Below are 21,238 nucleotides of genomic sequence, written 5' to 3' on the forward strand. Positions count from 1 at the left end.
TAATTTGAATTTAAATAATTTGTCACGAACAAAAATTAAGAAGAGATGATATGCCTATGAACAGATACGATTGCCTATAGCTCTCTAAATAGACCTACAACTTTACCTAAAACAGTTACATGTTCTAAGTAAATAGGTTCCATTGTACTGTTTTCAGGTTGTAATCTATAACGATGTTTTTCTTTGTAGAAGCGTTTTACAGTTGCTTCATCATCTTCTGTCATAGCTACAATAATATCACCGTTTTCTGCTATAGTCTGACTTCTGACGATGACTTTATCTCCATCTAAAATACCAGCTTCAATCATACTGTCTCCAACAACATTTAAAATGAAAATGTCGCTGTTATGTGTTGATGTAAAGTGTTCTGGTAATGGGAAGTATTCTTCTACATTTTCTACTGCTGTGATTGGGACACCGGCTGTGACTTTACCAATAACTGGTACATGGATAGTACCTTCGATTTCAGCAGCATCTTCAATTTGGTCGCTGACAATTTCAATTGCGCGTGGTTTTGTAGGGTCACGACGAATATACCCTTTGCTTTCTAATCGTGATAGATGCCCGTGTACAGTAGAGCTTGAAGCAAGTCCGACTGCTTCACCGATTTCTCTGACACTTGGCGGATAACCTTTTGTATGAACGACTTGTTTTATATATTCATAAATTTCGCTTTGACGCTTCGTAAGTTCAGTCATTTATATGCACATCCTCTTCTAGTTTGTTCTCATTATATCACGTTAATATAGCCTTTACAAACATTTGTTCGTAAAAGTGTTGACACCGAACAATCGTTCTGATATTGTTTAAATACAAACAAATGTTCTAGGGGTGTTCGAATAATGATTAGGAAATATCAAACTAGTTTTTTACTATATACAGCAGTATTGTTAATGTCTTTTATGTTAGTTTCAGCGTTTTTAATCGGTGCAGAGCAGTCAAGTAATGAGGAACAAGTGTACGAAATGACAGATCATACACTTCCAACTAAGGTAGAACAAAAAGCCGAACATGAGCAACAATATATAGAACAGGGCGAACAAAATAACAGACCTATCGTCGCAACTGTTCACTGATTTAAAAATAAAGTGTATTGATTATACTGCTAACACGATGTGTTCTATGGTGTAAGGTTGCTGTAAGTGGGAATAAGTTTAGTAGAACATATTGATTTTATTTTGAGCGATTGTTTGCTAAGATAAATAATCATCAGACTAATGGAGGTCGATAGCATGGCAGATCAACATAAAGAAACAATTAACCGTATTAATGAACTTTCTAAGAAGAAAAAAGAAGAAGGCTTAACAAAAGAAGAAGCGAAAGAAAGAGCAGAGTTACATCAAAAATATCTTGAAACATTCCGCGAAGGTTTCAAACAACAAATTGAAAATACAAAAGTATTAGATCCTGAGGGAAATGATGTAACACCAGAAAAATTAAAACAAGTACAACGTGAGCAAAATAAAAGACAATAAAACTCAATATACTACAATAAATGTAGAGCTTTTAGAACAGAATAATTGATGTTCTAAAGGCTCTTTTTTCATGAAAATGTATATTTTGATTGTTTTAATCACTTTTATTATATTTGATAGCGATTTCATGAGGACAATAAATGTTAAACTTAACTAATTTAATGTATAATGGCATAAAATCATGCTGTATAGAAAGGAAGTTTTATTGATGTTCGATAAAAGAGATGAGCTTGCAATCAATACAATCAGAGCATTGAGTATTGATGCAATTGAAAAAGCAAATTCTGGTCACCCAGGATTACCGATGGGTGCTGCACCAATGGCATACACATTATGGACAAGACATTTGAACTTTAACCCTAATTCAAATGAATACTTTAACAGAGATAGATTCATCTTATCTGCAGGGCACGGTTCTGCATTACTTTACAGCCTATTACATGTATCAGGCAGCTTAGAATTAGAAGAATTGAAACAATTTAGACAATGGGATTCTAAAACTCCAGGACATCCTGAGTTCAGACACACACAAGGTGTCGAAGTAACTACAGGTCCACTTGGACAAGGTTTCGCAATGTCAGTAGGTATGGCAATGGCAGAAAACCACTTAGCAGGTAAATTCAACAAACCAGATGCTGAAGTCGTAAATCATTACACTTATGTTTTAGCTTCTGATGGTGACTTGATGGAAGGTATTTCTCATGAAGCAGCTTCATTAGCAGGTCACTTACAATTAGACAAATTAATCGTGTTATACGATTCAAATGATATTTCACTTGATGGTGATCTTGATAAAGCATTCTCTGAAGACATCAAAAAACGTTTTGAATCATATGGTTGGAACCACATCTTAGTTAAAGATGGTAATGATTTAGAAGAAATTAATAGTGCCATTGAAAAAGCTAAAGAACAAAATGGTCCAACTATGATTGAAGTTAAAACAGTTATTGGTTACGGTTCACCAAATAAATCAGGTACACATGGTGTACATGGTGCGCCACTTGGTGATGATGAACGTACATTAACATTAGAAAACTATAAATTGGATCCAGAAAAACGTTTCTACGTTCCGGATGAAGTTTATGATGTCTTCAATGAAACTATGTTGACACGTGCAACTGAAAACGAAGAAGCATGGAAAGCTTTAGTTGAAAAATACGCAGAATCTTATCCAGAATTAGCACAAGAATTCAAAGATGCGATTGCTGGTAAATTACCTGAAAACTATGAAGCAGAATTACCAGAATTCGAAGTCGGTTCAGAAAGTGCTACACGTGCAGACTCAGGTGAAGTCATTCAAGCACTAAGCAAATCTGTACCTTCATTCTTCGGTGGTTCAGCAGACTTAGCTGGTTCAAACAAATCAAATGTTAAAGATGCACCAGACTATGATCGCAATACACCTGAAGGTAAAAATATTTGGTTTGGTGTTAGAGAATTTGCGATGGCAGCAGCTGTAAACGGTATGGCAGCACACGGTGGAGTAAATCCTTACGGTGCGACATTCTTCGTGTTCAGTGACTACCTAAAACCAGCATTAAGACTTTCAGCAATTATGGGTCTTAACTCAACATTTATCTTTACACATGACTCAATCGCTGTAGGTGAAGATGGTCCAACTCACGAACCGATTGAACAATTAGCAGGTTTACGTGCAATTCCTAATATGAATGTGATTCGTCCAGCAGATGGTAACGAAACACGCGTAGCTTGGGAAGTTGCATTAGAGAGTGAACAAACACCAACTTCATTAGTATTAACACGTCAAAACCTTCCAGTATTAGATGTTTCTAAAGAAACAGTAGAAGAAGGTGTACGTAAAGGTGCTTATGTAGTATATGAATCTGAAGAAAATCCAGAATATCTTGTATTAGCTTCTGGTTCAGAAGTAAGCTTAGCAGTAGAAGCAGCAAAAACTTTTGCGGATAACGGCAACTCAGTACGTGTTGTTTCTATGCCGAACTGGCATGCATTTGAACAACAACCAAAATCTTACCAAGATGAAGTTATCCCACCAACAATTAAAAAACGTTTAGCGATTGAAATGGCTTCTTCATTAGGTTGGCATAAATATGTCGGCTTAGAAGGCGAAGTACTTGGTATCGATCGTTTCGGCGCAAGTGCACCAGGCGGATTAGTTGTTGAAAAATATGGCTTCACTAAAGAAAATGTTTTAAAACTTTTGAATAACCTATAAGTTTTGAATTAAGATAAAGATAAGAGCTATTCTACAATTGAAACACCCAAAATAGCGGTTAGCGTTTCAATGAGCTAGGAATAGCTCTTATTCTTATGTTTTAGTATCGATTCAACTTGAAAAGATGAAATTATTTTAGTAAAATGCTAAAGGATAAAGAAAGTGGGTGAGACAATGGCAACTTGGATAGCAATTTTATTAATCATTGCTGCACTTATCATCGGTTTAGTTGGTGGATTCTTCCTAGCAAGAAAATATATGATGGATTATCTTAAAAAGAATCCTCCTATCAACGAAGAGATGTTACGTATGATGATGATGCAAATGGGCCAAAAACCATCTCAAAAGAAAATCAATCAAATGATGACGATGATGAACAAAAACATGGATCAAAAAATGAAATAATCAGTATCTATAAAAAGAAAGTTGTGTGCAGCGGCATATAGCTTTCTTTTTATTTGTATTTATACATTTTCAATCGTTTTGATATGGAAATATAGACACAAAATGATATACTATGAAATGATTTCTCAGGATAGACTTAATGTAGAAAAGAAGGTGTCACGGTGTTATATCTTATATTCTCAGTCGGTGTCGCATTTTTAATGAGTATCGGCGTTATTATATTACGAATGAAAGCACAACAATATCCAGTCAATGAGAAGAAACTCATATTGCCGCCGATTTTTATGTCTACAGGTGCACTGATGTATGTTATTCCTTATTTTAGAATTACAGGACTTGAAGCACTTGAAGCAATGGCAGTTGGGTTGATGTTCTCAATTGTATTGATTTGGACATCTCGTTTCGAGATAAAAGGCAAAGAGATTTATATGAAACGTTCGAAAGCCTTTCCAATCATTTTGATTTCCTTGCTAGTGATTCGTACTGTTATGAAACTTGTCATCAGCAGTCAAATTGATCCAGGTCAACTCGGCGGTATGTTTTTCTTATTGGCATTTTCAATGATTTTACCATGGCGAATTGCGATGTTGATGAAATATAAAAAATTAAGAAAACAAATAGCTGATTGATGGATAATAGTAAATAAAACAATAAATATAATTTAAACGATGTTTTGCAATGATTGGTAAAGCATCGTTTATTTTTATTTTGGGTAAAGAAATAAGCATAAAGTGAGGTGACTCGGAGTGAAGCTCAAACATGTTATTGGTATTATTTCAGCGATTATTGCTGGGATGGTGTATACCTTTACGAAATTTCAAAAGCTATATAAGTAGTCAATGATAAACGTCTATTCTCTATAAAGGGATGGACGTTTTGTATTATAATCAATAAAAGAGGTGATTAGATGAAAATCATACATACTGCCGATTGGCATCTAGGTAAAATTTTAAATGGGCAATCTTTTTTAGAGGACCAACGTTACATTTTAAACCAATTTATTAATGCGATGAAAGAAGAACAACCAGACGTCATTGTCATTGCAGGTGACTTGTATGACACGAGCTATCCAAATAAAGAAACAGTTAAATTATTAGAAGAAACAACAAGAACTTTAAATTTAACATTAAATATCCCACTTATCATTATTAGCGGTAACCATGATGGCAGAACACGATTGAATTATGGAGCTAGCTGGTTTGAGCATACGCATTTATATATTCGCACCAATTTAGACCGCATTGCAGAACCGATTACGATTAATGGTGTGAATTTTTATATGTTGCCATACGCAACTTTAGGAGAAATTCAGCATTTCTATCCAGAAGAAAAATTGAAGTCCTACGATCAAGCAATTCAATGTTGTTTAAAACATATGACAGCACAATTAGACTCTAATCAAACTAATATATTAGTCGGTCATCTGACTGTTTCAGGCGGCATAAAGTCAGATTCAGAACGTGAGTTATCTATTGGAACAGTTGAAGAAATATCGGAAAATGTTATGAAGCAATTTGATAGCGTACTCTTAGGCCATTTACATCATCCATTCAGTATTCAATCAGATTTTGTTCATTACAGTGGCTCACTCTTACAGTACTCATTTTCAGAAACGAAACAAGCAAAAGGTTATCGTAAATTAACTGTAGATGAAGAAGGATACATTGAATCTATTTTCATTCCACTCAAACCATTGAGAGAATTAGAAGTCGTTGATGCCACTTATGAAGAAGCAATTCAAGAAAATGCACAAGTTAAAAATAAAGAAAACTACATCCATTTCAATTTAACTCAACTTTCACATGTTAATGATCCGATGATGAATTTAAAACAAATCTATCCTAACGTATTAGCACTATCTAATCAGAGTCGAACGTTTGAAGTACATGAAACACAAAATGCGATTAAACAAATGACAGATAAAGAAATTATTGAGGATTTCTATGAAAGCATGACACAAAAATCATTAAGCAAAGTACAAGAACAAAAAATTAATGACTTGTTAAATCGCATGAATCGAGGTGAAGAAGCATGAGACCATTGACATTACATTTAGAAAACTTCGGGCCTTTCTTAGACGAAACAATAGATTTCTCTAAACTAGAGGATAACGAACTGTTTTTAATCAGCGGTAAAACAGGGTCAGGAAAGTCTATGTTATTTGATGCGATTGTCTATGCTTTGTTTGATGAAGCTTCTTTAGAAAGCAGAAAAGGCAAAGAGCTTAGAAGCCATTTCGCAGATGGTAAATCACCAATGGTTGTCACATTTGAATTTCGATTGAAAAATCGTTTATTTAAAGTCGTCCGACAAGCACCCTTTGTGAAAGAAGGAAATAAAAACGAGACAAAAGGCGAAGCACTAATTTACGAGTGGAAAAATGACGGCTATGAACTTATAGAAAGTCGAATCAGACAAGGAAAAGAGTATCTGATCAGATTATTAGGCGTTAATGCCAGTCAGTTCAGACAATTATTTATTTTGCCGCAAGGTGAATTTAAAAAGTTTTTATTCTCTAAAAGTTCTGAGAAACAAACAATTTTACGTACATTATTCAACACAGTACGTTTTGACCACCTAAAAAAGCAACTAGAAGAAGAGATTAAAGATGAAAAACATCAAATTGAATTACGTTATCAAACAATTGCGCAACATTGGCAAAATGTAGATACTTTTGAAGATGAACATTTAGAAAATTTGAAAACAACACCAAGTATTCAAACAGATAAATTGATGTTATACATCCCAGAATTTGAAACAACAGCTGAAACATTATTAAAACAACTGACAAAACAAAAAGAAAAAGAACAAAATGAATTTGAAAAAGCAGATGCTACGTATCGTAAAGCACTTGAACTGAATCAAAACATCAAAGCATTACAACAAGAACAAGAAAAGTATCAAAACTTAACAAATGAAGTACAACATATTGAATCGTTAGAAACACTTTTAAAACAAATGAGTGAAGTGCGTCCTTTACATCAAATTTTGACGACACTTGAACAATCGCGTGAAGATTACACACAAACGCAAGAAAGATCTGAAAATTTAACTAAACAGTTAAAACAAACTGCAACGCAATTAGAAGAAAGTAAACAACAGTTAAAACAATTACAAGAAAATCAATCACAAATCGAACAAACACAACATTTTATAAGTGAAACTCAATATTTTTATAAAAATGCATCTCAATATCAAAGTGCTTATAAATTAATCGATGAGCTGACAGTTGAAGTGAAACAACTAGAAGATGCATTAAATGAACATCAAGCACATTTAAAACAACTTGATTCAAGTCATGAAACAGTTCAACCGGATTACGAAAAAGTAAATCAACTAACCCAGAAACTGTTCGAAATTGACAATGAAATTAAAGCAGCTGAACAATATCAAACTGCCTTTACGACATATCAAAAGCAAATACAAAATATTGAACGGCTAAAAACAAAGCAAGAAGAAAATCAAACGGCCTTAAATGAACTAGAAGAAAAAATCAAAGCATTCAATACACATCAGTTAGAATTAGACAATCAAGAAACAATGATTCGAAAATTACAATCTATGTTAGAACCTGGTGATCAATGTCCAATTTGTGGTCATGAAATTACATCACTGTCAGATCATGTAGATTACGAACAATTAAGAGCTTATCGACATGAGCTTGAAAACTTACAAAAACAAAGAGATGAATTAAAAGCTAAAGCAGCCGAATTCAATACAGAAATAAAAATCGGGCAACAAGCAGTCAATACGTTTGAAGAAACACATGGCACTGAAAAAATCAAAGTGGATATAGAAGCATTAAGGGAGCAATATAAAGATACAGAAACCATAAAACAACAACAACAAAAAGCTAATGCTGAACTTGAAGAGAAAATAAAGCAAAAACAACAAACTAAAGAAGCAATTCAGTCATTACAGTTAAAAGTAGCCAATCAACAAGCAGAATTGACGAACCAGCAAAAACTGATTAAAGCGTTTGAATCAAATACTGAATATAAAGATGTAGTGGCATTTAAAAATGATTATGAAACTAAAGAAAAAGAAGTCCGTCAATATGAAACACAACAGACAAAGTTAACTGAAAAAATAAGAGAGCTTGAACAAAACTTTGCATTAAAACAAAACTCGCTTCAAAGTGTTAATGAGCGTCTATCAGAACTCTCAGAACAAATCAAAAATCAAGAAACACAGTCTAATAAAGAAATGGAAACGCTAGGTATTCAATCACCAGATGAAGTGAAAAATGTTCTGGAAAAAATGAGTGAGAAAGCATCTATTGAACAAGAAATTAAAGATTTCCGTGACGCTCAAGTTAAACTAGCCAGCCAAATTGAGAATTTAAAACAATTGATACAAGGACAACCTGAACCAGATTTAGAAAGTTTGGAAGCGCAACTTCAAGAGGCGAAAGAGAAGTTAGATGTGCAAACGCGACAAGTGAATGAACATGAATTCAAAATCCAATCTAATCAAAAAGAATTTAAGGCGTTAAAAGAGAATATAACAACGTTACAGCAAGAATTAGCTGATCAAGAAGAGATTTTCAGACTTTCAGAAATTTTATCTGGAAAAAATATTCAAAAATTAACATTAGAAAACTTCGTGTTGAGATATTACTTAAACTTGATTATTGATAATGCGAATAAACGTTTCTTCCAGATGACAAATCAAAGGTATAAATTGGTGAGAAGTGAAGCGGTGTCAGTAGGTTACAGTGGATTAGATATAGAAGTCTTTGACTGGTATTCTAATAAATCACGACCGATTAGTACATTGTCAGGCGGAGAATCTTTCCAAGCTGCATTAGCCTTAGCGTTAGGCTTAAGTGAAGTGGTACAACAAGAATCTGGCGGTATTACGTTAGAAGCTATCTTTATCGATGAAGGATTTGGAACGCTAGACCAAGAAACGTTAGAAACAGCATTGGATACATTGATTAATATTAAAACATCAGGTCGAATGGTGGGGATTATTTCTCATATCAGCGAGTTAAAACAACGCATTCCAAGTATTTTACAGATTCATTCAAATGGTTATCAAAGCCATGCAGAATTTAGATTTCAATAAAAAAAGCAATGCCGCAGTTATTAAAATTGCGGCATTGCTTTTTATTTTGTGCTAAATCTTATTGATCAGATGGGTTATTCTGTTTTTGAAGTAAGTCTCTGATTTCAGTTAATAAGATTGTATTTTCTTCTGGTTCTTCTTCAACTTCTTCTTTCTTCATCATAGTGTTAGCTACTTTGACGAATAAGAATAATGCAAAAGCGACGATTAAGAAATCAATAATCGATTGAATAAATAAACCATATTTAATACCGAACATTGACCAGTTTTTCGCAAAATCTACTGTTCCGAAAATCAAACCGATTAACGGCATAATAATATAAGTGACAAGTGATGTAACAATCTTATTGAATGCAGCTCCCATTACTACTGCGACAGCTAAATCTAATACATTTCCTTTAAACGCAAACTCTTTAAATTCTTTAAACACGAGTATGTCCTCCTAAATTTACTAAAGTTAATTATACATTAATGTTTTAAGTAATAAAATACATTTTTTTAGATGTTGGATTTTTTACTAATAGTAAGCGTTTGCTTAAAAAAAGTTAAAAATTCTTAGTTTTTTATCTGGTAAGAGGGTATGTTAAAGTAATGTATAATTTCAATGTAAGAAATCAAGTTGTTTATTGCTCAATGTATTTTTAATAAAATTAATTTTTATACGATTGTATAATCAATTTTCCTAAATTTGCCTATACAACTTGATTTTGTTATGATTATACTTGGTTTTTCACTAAAATGATATTTTGTTATAAAATATCAAAAGCATATCATTGACAACAAAATAAATCAGAAAGGGAGTAATTGATTATGGATTCTTCTCAAAGAGGTAAGAAGCTCTCACCAGTCTTTATTTACGCTTCAATTATTGTACTTATTGTAGTACTCGCTGGTGCAATCTTCCCATCACAGTTTGATCATGTAACAAATACAATCAAACTATGGATTACCGATAAATTGGGTTGGTATTACTTAATCTTAACTACAATCCTAGTATTCTTCTGTGTTTTCCTTATCTTCAGTCCAATTGGAAAACTGAAACTAGGTAAGCCTAACGACAAACCTGAATTCAATACTATTTCATGGTTTGCGATGTTATTCAGTGCCGGTATGGGTATCGGTTTAGTATTCTATGGTGCAGCAGAACCAATGGGACATTTTGCGGCGCCGCCAAATGCGAAACCTGAAACAGCTCAAGCCTATACTGAAGCGTTACGTTCTACGTTCTTCCACTGGGGCTTCCATGCATGGGCAACTTATGGTGTAGTAGCATTAGCACTTGCTTATGCACAGTTCAGAAAAGGAGAACCAGGTTTATTATCTAAGACTTTACGTCCTATTTTAGGAGATAAAGTAGATGGACCTGTGGGTACTATCATTGACGTATTAGCAGTCTTCGCGACTGTTGTTGGTGTAGCAGTATCATTAGGTATGGGTGCACTACAAATCAATGGTGGTTTACATTACTTATTCGGCCTTCCAAACAATGTTTGGGTACAAGGTATTATTATCGTTGTTGTGACTATCATGTTCATCGCATCAGCATGGTCTGGTATCAGTAAAGGGATCCAATACTTAAGTAACTTAAACATCGGTTTAGGTACAATCTTAATGATTGTTGCATTAATTATTGGCCCAACTGTCCTAATCTTAGACATGTTGACAAGCTCAACAGGTAGCTTGTTGAACACATTCTTAGCCAACAGCTTTGATACAGCAGCATTAAACCCACAAAAACGTGAATGGATGTCAGGTTGGACACTATACTATTGGGGCTGGTGGTTAAGCTGGAGTCCATTCGTAGGTGTGTTCATTGCGCGTGTATCTAAAGGACGTTCAATTCGCGAATTCGTTTCAGGCGTGCTATTAGTACCAGCATTAGTCAGCTTCATTTGGTTCAGTGTGTTTGGTGTACTAGGTATTGAAACTGGTAAAAAACACAAAGAAATCTTTGAAATGTCACCTGAGACACAATTATTCGCAGTATTTAATCACTTGCCTTTAGGCATTATATTATCAATTGTTGCGTTACTATTGATTGCATCATTCTTCGTTACTTCTGCAGACTCAGCTACATTCGTATTAGGTATGCAGACTTCTTATGGTTCATTAGAACCGGCATCATACATTAAAGTAACTTGGGGTGTTGCGCAATCATTAATCGCGTTCATCTTGTTATTCTCAGGTGGAGATACAGGCTTGAACTCACTGCAAAGTGCAGCGATTATCAGTGCCTTGCCATTCTCCATTGTGATCATATTAATGATGATTGCCTTCTACAAAGATGCGAACCGTGAACGTAAGTTCTTAGGCTTAACATTGACACCTAATAAGCATCGTTTAGAAGAATATGTGAAATATTCACAACATGATTATGAAGAAGATATTCTAGAAAAACGTAAAGTACGTCAACAATCACAAAATCTTGATTCTTAATTGAATTTTAGATGCGTTGTCTTTCAATTATTAAATTGAAAGGCAGCGCATTTTTAATTTTATTTAGGCTAAATAAATGAAAATTATTCTCAATACATAATAGATACTTATTACACGAAGTGGATATGATAAGATATACTTATACATACTGATTATAAAACAAAAACAATGAACATTTGGTTTTTAATGAATATCAGTTGTATTCGCTATCATATCAATATACAATCTAAGTAAAGGCATAATATTAATCAGGGGGGATTTAGATGTCTTCTAACTTAAAAGAGCAAGCAAAGAAAACGTTTACTTTAAACGACAATACGTATACTTTTTACGATTTGCAGTCATTAGAAGAACAAGGTTTAACTAAAATCAACAAATTGCCATATTCAATTCGAGTACTATTGGAATCGGTATTACGCCAAGAGGATGGCTTCGTAATTACTGATGACCATATTAAAGAATTAGCGAAATTCGGTGATGGCGCTGAAGGTGAAGTACCATTTAAACCATCTCGTGTTATCTTACAAGACTTCACAGGTGTACCAGCAGTTGTTGACTTAGCTTCATTACGTAAAGCAATGGATGATGTAGGCGGCGATATTAATAAAATTAACCCGGAAGTACCTGTAGACTTAGTTATTGACCACTCAGTACAAGTAGACAGCTATGCGAATCCAGATGCATTACGTCAAAACATGAAATTAGAATTCCACCGTAACTTCGAACGTTACCAATTCTTAAACTGGGCAACAAAAGCATTCGATAACTACAATGCTGTACCACCAGCAACAGGTATCGTACACCAAGTTAACTTAGAGTACTTAGCTAACGTTGTACATGCAAGAGATGTAGATGGTGAAACAGTAGCATTCCCAGATACATTAGTCGGTACTGACTCTCATACGACAATGATCAACGGTCTTGGCGTATTAGGTTGGGGTGTCGGCGGTATTGAAGCTGAAGCAGGTATGTTAGGTCAACCTTCATACTTCCCAATTCCAGACGTAATCGGTGTTCGTTTAGAAAACCAATTACCACAAGGTGCAACAGCAACTGACTTAGCTTTACGTGTAACTGAAGAGTTACGTAAAAAAGGCGTAGTTGGTAAATTCGTAGAATTCTATGGTCCTGGTGTTCAACACTTACCATTAGCTGACCGTGCTACAATCGCTAACATGGCACCTGAATACGGTGCAACATGTGGTTTCTTCCCAGTTGATGAAGAATCATTAAAATATTTACGTTTAACCGGCCGTACTGAAGAACAAATTGAATTAGTTGAAGAATACTTGAAACAAAACCATATGTTCTTCGATGTGGAAAAAGAAGATCCTTCTTACACAGATGTTCTTGAATTAGACTTATCTACTGTTGAACCTTCTTTATCAGGTCCTAAACGTCCACAAGACTTAATTAAATTAGGCGACATGAAACAAGAATTCGAAAAAGCAGTGACTGCACCAGCAGGCAACCAAGGTTTCGGATTCGACGAATCTGAATTCGATAAAGAAGCAACAATCGAATTCGCAGATGGCCACACTGCTAAAATGACAACAGGTGATATCGCTATTGCGGCAATCACTTCATGTACAAACACATCTAACCCATATGTAATGTTAGGTGCTGGTTTAGTTGCGAAAAAAGCAGTTGAAAAAGGCATGAAAGTACCTGAGTACGTGAAAACATCACTTGCACCAGGTTCTAAAGTTGTAACTGGCTATTTAGATGATTCAGGCTTACAAGAGTACTTAGATGCATTAGGCTTTAACTTAGTAGGTTATGGTTGTACGACATGTATCGGTAACTCAGGTCCATTATTACCAGAAATTGAAAAAGCAATTTCAGGCGAAGACTTACTTGTAACTTCTGTATTATCTGGTAACCGTAACTTCGAAGGTCGTATCCACCCATTAGTAAAAGGTAACTACTTAGCTTCACCACCATTAGTTGTGGCATATGCTTTAGCAGGTACTGTAGATATCGACTTACAAAATGACCCAATCGGTCAAGACAAAGATGGCAACGATGTATACTTAGATGATATCTGGCCATCAATCAAAGAAGTTGCTGATACTGTTGAAAGCACTGTTACACCTGACTTATTCCGTGAAGAATACTCAGATGTATACACAAATAACGAAATGTGGAATGAAATTGAAACTACGGATCAACCATTATACGACTTTGATCCTAACTCAACTTATATCCAAAACCCTACATTCTTCCAAGGTTTATCAAAAGAACCAGGAAAAATCGAACCGCTTAAAGATCTACGCGTGATGGGTAAATTCGGTGACTCAGTAACAACTGACCACATTTCACCAGCGGGTGCAATCGGTAAAGATACGCCAGCAGGTCAATACTTGCAAGAAAATGACGTACCAATCAGAGAGTTCAACTCATACGGTTCTCGTCGTGGTAACCACGAAGTAATGGTAAGAGGTACTTTCGCAAACATCCGTATTAAAAACCAATTAGCGCCAGGTACAGAAGGCGGCTTCACAACTTACTGGCCTACAGGCGAAGTAATGCCAATCTATGACGCAGCAATGAAATACAAAGAAGACGGTACTGGATTAGTTGTCTTAGCAGGTAACGACTACGGTATGGGATCTTCTCGTGACTGGGCTGCTAAAGGTACAAACTTACTAGGCGTTAAGACAGTTATTGCACAAAGCTACGAACGTATCCACCGTTCTAACTTAGTAATGATGGGTGTATTACCGCTTCAATTCCAAGACGGCGACTCAGCTGACAGCCTTGGATTAGATGGTACTGAAGAAATTTCAGTAGACATCGATGAATCTGTAAAACCACATGACAAAGTTAAAGTAACTGCTAAAAAAGAAAATGGCGAAACAATCGAATTCGATGTAATCGCTCGTTTCGATTCACAAGTTGAATTAGACTACTACCGTCATGGCGGTATCTTACAACTTGTATTACGTAATAAATTAGCAAATGCGTAAGGCATCAACCTTATTTTGATAGAACTTGATGTGAGGCTAAGATGGTGTGAAACTGTCTTAGCCTCTTCATTTTGTGCTATGATAAAACATGGAATGAGAATAGAAAGTGTGGCGTAAAAATGATATACAGTATTACTGAAATAGAAGCAAGATACCAAGAAACTGATAAAATGGGATTTATTTATCATGGGAACTATGCGACATGGTTTGAAGTTGCTCGTACAGACTATATAAGCAAGCTTGGCTTTAATTATGCTGATATGGAAGCGCGTGGCATCATTTCTCCAGTCACGCACTTAGATGTGAAGTTTATTAAACCTGTGACTTATCCTGAAAAAGTAAGAATAAAAACATGGGTAGAACGCTATTCACGTTTACGCTCTTTATATCGTTATGAAATTTATAACGAAAAAGGAGAAATTGCGACAACAGGTTCAACTGAGCTGATATGTATGACAGAAGATACGCATACACCGATTCGTTTAGATCGTTATTTCCCAGACTGGCACGAAGTCTATCAAGAAGTAGAAAAACGAAACAAAGCTGGCGAACAATTTGAAGTGACTGATGGGATTCAATAATTAAATGAACGCAAAAAACTGGGACATATGAATGCCCCAGTTTTATATGTGTTTAGAGATGCTATTAAAATTTGAAAGTAATTTCATCTTTGTCATCAACATCGATAGTTATTGATACATCTTCAAAGTACCATAAGTCTTTTTCGGCAATAATGATGTCTACACCGTCATAGTCTTGTTCAAATCCAATTTCAATGGGTTGATCATTGCGGTTATCAATATTGAATGCAGGGCTGAAACCTTGTTTGATTTGAGGTTCTCCGCCATAACGCACAAAGATGTGAATGGCTTTTCCTTCTTGAGGTAATTCAAACTCATCTTTGAACCAGTTGATTGCTTTATCTGTCAATTTCAATTCCATGGTAAAACTCCTCTCATTATTACCAAATATTATGCTGCATATAAAGATTTATATATAAGAGTATAACCGTTATAACACCATGATTAACCTTAAATGCTCAATTTCTTTAAAAAGTATAGAACGGATTTGACAAAATTTTGTATAGTTATAAAAAAACCGGAACACATTTTGTCCCGGTTTGTGATTTACATCCATTTAATTTTAGGCTCTTCACCTTTGAAGATTCTTATAATATTTGTACGGTGTCTGATAATCAATAAGACAGCAACGATGATGCTGACACCTAATAAGATATAATCTTGAATAATGAGTGATCCGATGACACAGCAAATAGCTGCGACGATACTTGATAAGGATACGTATTTAGTCAGTTTTAATGTAATAAAGAAGATAGCTGCTAAGATTAAGAGTAAAATCGGAGCAACACCTAATACGACACCCGCACTGGTTGCGACAGCTTTTCCGCCTTTGAATTTAAGAAAGACTGGGAAAACATGTCCGACTATCGCAAATACACCGACAATCATACCATGTGTAAAGAACTCACTGATAGGTCCTGTCGTATGGATTGGGAACCATAGTGGAAAGAAAACTACAATAAAACCTTTAAATATATCTAAGAAAGTTACAGCAAATCCGGCTGGTCGTCCTAACACACGAAAACTGTTAGTAGCACCGGTATTACCGCTTCCATACTGTCTTATATCTTTTTTGAAAAATAATTTTCCGATTATGATACCGCTTGGGAATGAACCTACTAAGTAGGCGAGCAGCAGCATGAGTACAATCATCATTGACCTTGACACTTCCTTTATTGACGATAACGTTATTTTACCACACTCCAAGACTTTGAAGTGGACTGTTCTGTTATTTTCACGACACATTCTCGTTATATATAGTTTAAGCGACAATGTTCGATTTTCATAGTAACAAAATCTTTTATCGAAAGAAATCTTTTTTCGTTAGGTTGTAAAATGTTATCACATGCAAATCAATTTCTGACTTGCATTTTGATTTGATTTAAGTAAGAATGTTTATTGTAATGTTTTATAAACGAACGTACGTTTGTAGGAGGCGAAGAATCGATTGGCAACAAATAAACGACAAAACTATTCGGACGATTCTATTCAAGTACTTGAAGGATTAGAAGCAGTCCGTAAAAGACCAGGAATGTATATTGGGTCAACCGATAAACGTGGTTTACACCACTTAGTATATGAAATCGTAGATAACTCAGTAGATGAGGTATTGAACGGTTATGGTAATGAAATCAAAGTGACTATCAATAAAGACGATAGTATCACAATAGAAGATAACGGACGCGGGATGCCGACGGGGATTCATAAATCTGGTAAACCGACAGTCGAAGTTATCTTCACAATCTTGCATGCCGGAGGTAAGTTCGGCCAAGGCGGCTACAAAACATCAGGCGGCTTACATGGTGTAGGGGCTTCCGTAGTTAACGCATTGAGTGAATGGTTAGTAGTTGAAATTTATAGAGACGGCTTTATTTATGAACAGCGTTTTAATAAAGGGGGGTTACCTGCCACTGGTTTAGAGAAAAAAGGAAAAACACGTAAAAAAGGAACGAAAGTAACGTTCAAACCTGATCCAGAAATCTTTAAATCAGCCACATCATTCAATTTTGATACATTAAGCGAACGCCTACAAGAATCAGCCTTCCTTTTAAAAAATCTAAAAATCACTTTAACAGACTTACGTTCTGGTAAAGAAAGAGAAGAAATTTATCATTATGAAGACGGCATCAAAGAATTCGTGTCTTACGTCAACGAAGGCAAAGAAGTTTTACATGATGTTGCGACGTTTTCAGGAGAAGCCAATGGTATCGAAGTCGATATCGCTTTCCAATACAATGATCAATATTCTGAAAGTATCTTAAGCTTTGTCAATAACGTACGTACTAAAGACGGCGGTACACATGAAGTCGGATTTAAAACTGCGATGACACGTGTGTTTAATGATTATGCGCGTCGCATTGGTGAATTAAAAGCTAAAGATAAAAATTTAGATGGTAATGATATTCGTGAAGGCTTAACAGCGATTATTTCTGTCCGTATTCCTGAAGAGTTATTACAATTCGAAGGACAAACGAAGTCTAAACTAGGTACGGCGGAAGCAAGAAGTGCAGTAGATAGTGTAGTCGCAGAGAAACTACCTTTCTACTTAGAAGAAAAAGGACAATTATCTAAATCACTTGTCAAAAAAGCAGTGAAAGCACAACAAGCCAGAGAAGCTGCACGTAAAGCACGTGAAGATGCACGTTCTGGTAAAAAGAACAAACGCAAAGATACTTTATTGTCTGGTAAGTTAACACCAGCACAAAGTAAAAATACAGAGAAGAAAGAACTGTATCTTGTAGAGGGTGACTCTGCAGGCGGTTCCGCTAAACTCGGTCGTGACCGCAAATATCAAGCTATTTTACCATTACGTGGTAAGGTTATTAATACTGAGAAAGCACGTTTAGAAGATATCTTCAAAAACGAAGAAATCAACACTATCATTCATACGATCGGTGCAGGTGTAGGAACTGAATTCAAATTAGAAGACAGCAACTATAATCGTGTCATTATTATGACCGATGCCGATACAGATGGTGCACATATTCAAGTTTTATTATTAACGTTCTTCTTTAAATACATGAAGCCGCTTGTACAAGCAGGCCGTGTCTTTATTGCCTTGCCGCCACTTTACAAATTAGAAAAAGGCAAAGGTAAAGCGAAGAAAGTAGAATATGCCTGGACAGATGATGAACTAGAAAATCTTCAAAAACAATTAGGCAAAGGTTTCAGCTTACAACGTTATAAAGGTTTAGGTGAGATGAACCCTGACCAATTGTGGGAAACTACAATGAATCCAGAAACGCGTACGTTAATTCGCGTTAATGTTGAAGATGAAGTTCGTTCATCAAAACGTGTGACGACGTTGATGGGTGATAAAGTTGCACCACGTCGTGATTGGATTGAACGACATGTACAATTTGGTATGCAAGAAGATCAAAGTATTCTAGAAAACGAAGAAATCGAAATTCTAGATCAAGAAGCATACGATGAGGAGGAAGTAAATTGAGCGAAATCATCCAAGACCTTTCGTTAGAAGATGTCATTGGCGACCGCTTCGGCCGCTACAGTAAATACATCATCCAAGAACGTGCCCTCCCAGATGTCAGAGACGGTTTAAAGCCGGTACAACGTCGTATATTATATGCGATGTACTCAAGCGGCAATACATTTGATAAAAACTTCCGTAAGAGTGCCAAAACAGTCGGTGATGTTATCGGACAATTCCACCCTCATGGCGACTCTTCTGTTTATGATGCGATGGTGCGTTTAAGTCAAGACTGGAAATTGCGTCATGTGTTAATTGAAATGCATGGTAATAACGGGAGTATTGATAATGACCCGCCAGCTGCGATGCGCTATACCGAAGCGAAACTCAGTCAACTTTCTGAAGAATTATTACGCGACATCAATAAAGAAACAGTTTCGTTTGTGCCGAACTATGATGATACTACAACAGAACCGATGGTATTGCCTGCGCGTTTCCCTAACTTATTAGTGAACGGTTCCACAGGGATTTCTGCAGGTTATGCGACAGATATTCCGCCGCACAACTTAGGTGAAGTCATTAATGGAACTTTGAAGTTCATTGATAATCCAGATATTACAGTGAATCAGTTAATGAAACACATAAAAGGGCCGGATTTCCCGACTGGCGGCATTATTCAAGGTGTCGACGGTATTAAAAAAGCATATGAAACAGGTAAAGGACGTATTGTTGTTCGCTCTATGGTGGAAACTGAAACGTTACGTAACGGCAGACAAGAATTAGTAGTGTCTGAAATTCCATATGAAGTGAATAAAAGTGCGTTAGTGAAAAAGATTGATGAATTGCGTGCAGATAAAAAAGTGGATGGTATTGTCGAAGTACGTGATGAAACAGACCGTACGGGATTACGTATTGCGATTGAATTGAAAAAAGATGTTAATAGTGAAGCGATTTTGAACTTCTTATACAAAAATACAGATTTACAAATCTCTTATAACTTCAACATGGTCGCAATCAGTGAAGGACGCCCTAAACAAATGGGCATCCGCCAAATTATCGATAGTTACTTGAATCACCAAATTGAAGTTGTGACGAAACGTACGCGCTATGACTTGTTCCACGCTGAAAAGCGTATGCATATTGTTGAAGGCTTAATGAAAGCTTTATCTGTGTTAGATGAAGTCATTGCGATTATCCGCGGATCTAAAAACAAACGTGATGCGAAAGATAATTTAGTCGCAGAGTTTGACTTCACTGAAGAACAAGCAGAAGCTATTGTGACATTGCAATTATATCGTTTAACAAACACTGATATTGTGGCGCTTGAAGCGGAACATAAAGAATTAGAAGAGCAAATCAAAGGCTTACGTCATATCTTAGATAACCACGATGCTTTATTAAACGTGATTAAAGATGAATTGAAAGAGATTCGTAAACGTTTTAAGTCAGAACGTTTATCTCGTATTGAAGCAGAGATTTCTGAAATTAAAATCTCTAAAGAAGTGATTGTGCCGAGTGAGGAAACAATTTTAAGTTTATCTAAAGATGGTTACATCAAACGTACTTCAATCCGAAGCTTCAATGCGAATAAAGTAGAAGAAGTCGGATTAAAAGAGGGCGACAGCTTATTACGTTACGTAGAAACGAATACGCAACATATCGCTTTAGTCTTTACAGATAAAGGCCGTTATCTCTACTTACCGGTGCATAAACTATCTGATATCAAGTGGAAAGACCTTGGTCAGCATATTTCACAACTTGTGCCGATAGAAAATGATGAACGTGTCATTGATGTCTTTACTGAACCAGATTTCAAACAAGAAGCGGATTATTTAATGGCTACGAAAAACGGTATGATCAAGAAAAGTGAGTTAGGTCTGTTTAAGACAACACGTTTCAATAAACCGCTGATTGCGATGAAATTAAAAGATGACGATGTAGTGATTAATGTGATGCGTATTGAAACACCGCAATTACTCTCAGTCATTACACATACAGGTATGTCATTAACTTATAGTTCTGATGAATTATCAAGTACTGGTTTACGTGCTGCAGGGGTAAAATCGATTAACCTTAAAGATGATGACTACGTAGTGATGACACAAGTCGTACATCCTGATAATACGATTTTAATGGCAACACAAAGAGGTGCAGTTAAACGTATCGGCTATCAAGTGTTAACAGAAGCTAAACGTGCACAACGCGGTATTAAACTGTTGAAAGAACTAAAAAGCAAACCGCATCGTATCGTAGGTGCTGATGTGATTGAAAATCCAGCTGCGACGTATACATTGTATTCAAACAAGGATACTTTCACAGGTACTGTCGGAGATGTACATTTAACAGAACAATATACAAATGGCTCATTTGTGGTTGATGTAGATAGCTTCGGAGATGTTGAAGCATTATCTGTATCAGATATGAGTGAACCTGAAGCATAAATTTAATGAAGTAAAGCTGTTCAAAAAAGGGACGTATATCCCTTTTAATTTGAACAGCTTTTCTTTGTGAAGGATAAGGTTTTTCAAAAAAATATAGTCAGATAATTGCTAAGATGATAAAATATAGAGTAAATCAAATGAAATAACAAGTGGTAGCACATTCTTTTAGAATCCTGCCTCTTGGTATTTTTTTTATTTAAGTGGTGTATATTGAAGAAAGCAGTCGATATATTCCAT

The 21,238-nt window shown here is 35.6% G+C and carries 16 protein-coding genes; 12 read left to right on the plus strand and 4 right to left on the minus strand.

Translation table 11 applies throughout. The annotated features are described in order from the left end of the window. Positions 1 to 74 precede the first annotated feature (74 nt). Positions 75 to 698, minus strand: a complete 624-nt coding sequence (gene lexA / locus HMPREF3031_RS05415) for a transcriptional repressor LexA (protein ID WP_002480851.1) — start codon at positions 696 to 698, stop codon at positions 75 to 77. A 144-nt stretch (positions 699 to 842) separates the two neighbouring features. Between lexA and sosA the strand changes: the two genes are divergently transcribed. From sosA to sbcC, 7 genes are all read left to right on the plus strand, one after another. Next, the gene (gene sosA / locus HMPREF3031_RS05420) at positions 843 to 1,076 is read left to right on the plus strand and encodes a DNA damage-induced cell division inhibitor SosA (RefSeq protein WP_002480852.1); all 234 of its coding nucleotides are present in this window, start codon (positions 843 to 845) and stop codon (positions 1,074 to 1,076) included. Positions 1,077 to 1,232: 156 nt separating this feature from the next. Next, entirely contained in the window at positions 1,233 to 1,475 is a 243-nt protein-coding gene (locus HMPREF3031_RS05425; protein WP_002480853.1) for a DUF896 domain-containing protein, read from the plus strand. Between the two features lie 208 nt (positions 1,476 to 1,683). Continuing rightward, positions 1,684 to 3,672, plus strand: a complete 1,989-nt coding sequence (tkt, locus tag HMPREF3031_RS05430; protein ID WP_002480854.1) for a transketolase — start codon at positions 1,684 to 1,686, stop codon at positions 3,670 to 3,672. 174 nt (positions 3,673 to 3,846) lie between these two features. Continuing rightward, positions 3,847 to 4,077 carry a YneF family protein gene (locus tag HMPREF3031_RS05435; protein ID WP_023015255.1) on the plus strand — a complete coding sequence of 77 codons (231 nt, stop codon included), beginning with the start codon at positions 3,847 to 3,849 and terminating at the stop codon, positions 4,075 to 4,077. A gap of 161 nt (positions 4,078 to 4,238) precedes the next feature. Next, entirely contained in the window at positions 4,239 to 4,706 is a 468-nt protein-coding gene (locus tag HMPREF3031_RS05440) for a CcdC family protein (RefSeq protein ID WP_002480856.1), read from the plus strand. A gap of 278 nt (positions 4,707 to 4,984) precedes the next feature. Further along, the gene (gene sbcD, locus HMPREF3031_RS05445) at positions 4,985 to 6,112 is read left to right on the plus strand and encodes an exonuclease subunit SbcD (RefSeq protein WP_002480857.1); all 1,128 of its coding nucleotides are present in this window, start codon (positions 4,985 to 4,987) and stop codon (positions 6,110 to 6,112) included. Next, a complete protein-coding gene (gene sbcC / locus HMPREF3031_RS05450) occupies positions 6,109 to 9,147 on the plus strand; it encodes an exonuclease subunit SbcC (protein WP_002480858.1) in 3,039 nt (1,012 codons plus the stop codon). The genes sbcD and sbcC overlap by 4 nt, the downstream gene beginning before the upstream one ends. A gap of 58 nt (positions 9,148 to 9,205) precedes the next feature. Here the strand turns inward: sbcC and mscL are convergent, their stop codons facing one another. Continuing rightward, a complete protein-coding gene (gene mscL / locus HMPREF3031_RS05455) occupies positions 9,206 to 9,577 on the minus strand; it encodes a large conductance mechanosensitive channel protein MscL (protein ID WP_002480859.1) in 372 nt (123 codons plus the stop codon). A 380-nt stretch (positions 9,578 to 9,957) separates the two neighbouring features. On the opposite strand from mscL, the gene HMPREF3031_RS05460 reads away from it, so the two are divergent. From HMPREF3031_RS05460 to menI, 3 genes are all read left to right on the plus strand, one after another. Then, positions 9,958 to 11,583 (plus strand): BCCT family transporter, encoded by a 1,626-nt coding sequence (locus HMPREF3031_RS05460; protein ID WP_070724686.1) that lies wholly within the window; start codon positions 9,958 to 9,960, stop codon positions 11,581 to 11,583. A gap of 263 nt (positions 11,584 to 11,846) precedes the next feature. Then, complete coding sequence (gene acnA, locus HMPREF3031_RS05465) at positions 11,847 to 14,552, plus strand: aconitate hydratase AcnA (RefSeq protein ID WP_002480861.1); 2,706 nt, start codon at positions 11,847 to 11,849, stop codon at positions 14,550 to 14,552. A 119-nt stretch (positions 14,553 to 14,671) separates the two neighbouring features. Continuing rightward, the gene (gene menI, locus HMPREF3031_RS05470) at positions 14,672 to 15,133 is read left to right on the plus strand and encodes a 1,4-dihydroxy-2-naphthoyl-CoA hydrolase MenI (RefSeq protein WP_002480862.1); all 462 of its coding nucleotides are present in this window, start codon (positions 14,672 to 14,674) and stop codon (positions 15,131 to 15,133) included. A gap of 64 nt (positions 15,134 to 15,197) precedes the next feature. On the opposite strand, the gene HMPREF3031_RS05475 is transcribed toward menI, so the two are convergent. Together HMPREF3031_RS05475 and plsY are read right to left on the minus strand one after the other, a co-directional pair. Beyond that, positions 15,198 to 15,494 (minus strand): HesB/YadR/YfhF family protein, encoded by a 297-nt coding sequence (locus tag HMPREF3031_RS05475; RefSeq protein ID WP_002480863.1) that lies wholly within the window; start codon positions 15,492 to 15,494, stop codon positions 15,198 to 15,200. Positions 15,495 to 15,679: 185 nt separating this feature from the next. Beyond that, positions 15,680 to 16,288: a glycerol-3-phosphate 1-O-acyltransferase PlsY gene (plsY, locus tag HMPREF3031_RS05480; RefSeq protein WP_023015251.1), complete on the minus strand. Its 609-nt coding sequence runs from the start codon at positions 16,286 to 16,288 to the stop codon at positions 15,680 to 15,682. Positions 16,289 to 16,580: 292 nt separating this feature from the next. Between plsY and parE the strand changes: the two genes are divergently transcribed. Further along, positions 16,581 to 18,581: a DNA topoisomerase IV subunit B gene (parE, locus tag HMPREF3031_RS05485; protein ID WP_002480865.1), complete on the plus strand. Its 2,001-nt coding sequence runs from the start codon at positions 16,581 to 16,583 to the stop codon at positions 18,579 to 18,581. Beyond that, complete coding sequence (gene parC / locus HMPREF3031_RS05490; protein ID WP_002480866.1) at positions 18,578 to 21,001, plus strand: DNA topoisomerase IV subunit A; 2,424 nt, start codon at positions 18,578 to 18,580, stop codon at positions 20,999 to 21,001. The genes parE and parC overlap by 4 nt, the downstream gene beginning before the upstream one ends. Positions 21,002 to 21,238 lie beyond the last annotated feature (237 nt).

The sequence above is a fragment of the Staphylococcus sp. HMSC072B07 genome (assembly GCF_001815505.1).
Taxonomy (GTDB): Bacteria; Bacillota; Bacilli; order Staphylococcales; family Staphylococcaceae; genus Staphylococcus; species Staphylococcus simulans.

Coding starts and splice junctions, on each gene's coding strand:
- lexA (WP_002480851.1), bottom strand. CDS start 698: ATGACTGAACTTACGAAGCGTCAAAGCGAAATTTATGAATATATAAAA.
- sosA (WP_002480852.1), top strand. CDS start 843: ATGATTAGGAAATATCAAACTAGTTTTTTACTATATACAGCAGTATTG.
- HMPREF3031_RS05425 (WP_002480853.1), top strand. CDS start 1,233: ATGGCAGATCAACATAAAGAAACAATTAACCGTATTAATGAACTTTCT.
- tkt (WP_002480854.1), top strand. CDS start 1,684: ATGTTCGATAAAAGAGATGAGCTTGCAATCAATACAATCAGAGCATTG.
- HMPREF3031_RS05435 (WP_023015255.1), top strand. CDS start 3,847: ATGGCAACTTGGATAGCAATTTTATTAATCATTGCTGCACTTATCATC.
- sbcD (WP_002480857.1), top strand. CDS start 4,985: ATGAAAATCATACATACTGCCGATTGGCATCTAGGTAAAATTTTAAAT.
- sbcC (WP_002480858.1), top strand. CDS start 6,109: ATGAGACCATTGACATTACATTTAGAAAACTTCGGGCCTTTCTTAGAC.
- HMPREF3031_RS05460 (WP_070724686.1), top strand. CDS start 9,958: ATGGATTCTTCTCAAAGAGGTAAGAAGCTCTCACCAGTCTTTATTTAC.
- acnA (WP_002480861.1), top strand. CDS start 11,847: ATGTCTTCTAACTTAAAAGAGCAAGCAAAGAAAACGTTTACTTTAAAC.
- menI (WP_002480862.1), top strand. CDS start 14,672: ATGATATACAGTATTACTGAAATAGAAGCAAGATACCAAGAAACTGAT.
- HMPREF3031_RS05475 (WP_002480863.1), bottom strand. CDS start 15,494: ATGGAATTGAAATTGACAGATAAAGCAATCAACTGGTTCAAAGATGAG.
- plsY (WP_023015251.1), bottom strand. CDS start 16,288: ATGATGATTGTACTCATGCTGCTGCTCGCCTACTTAGTAGGTTCATTC.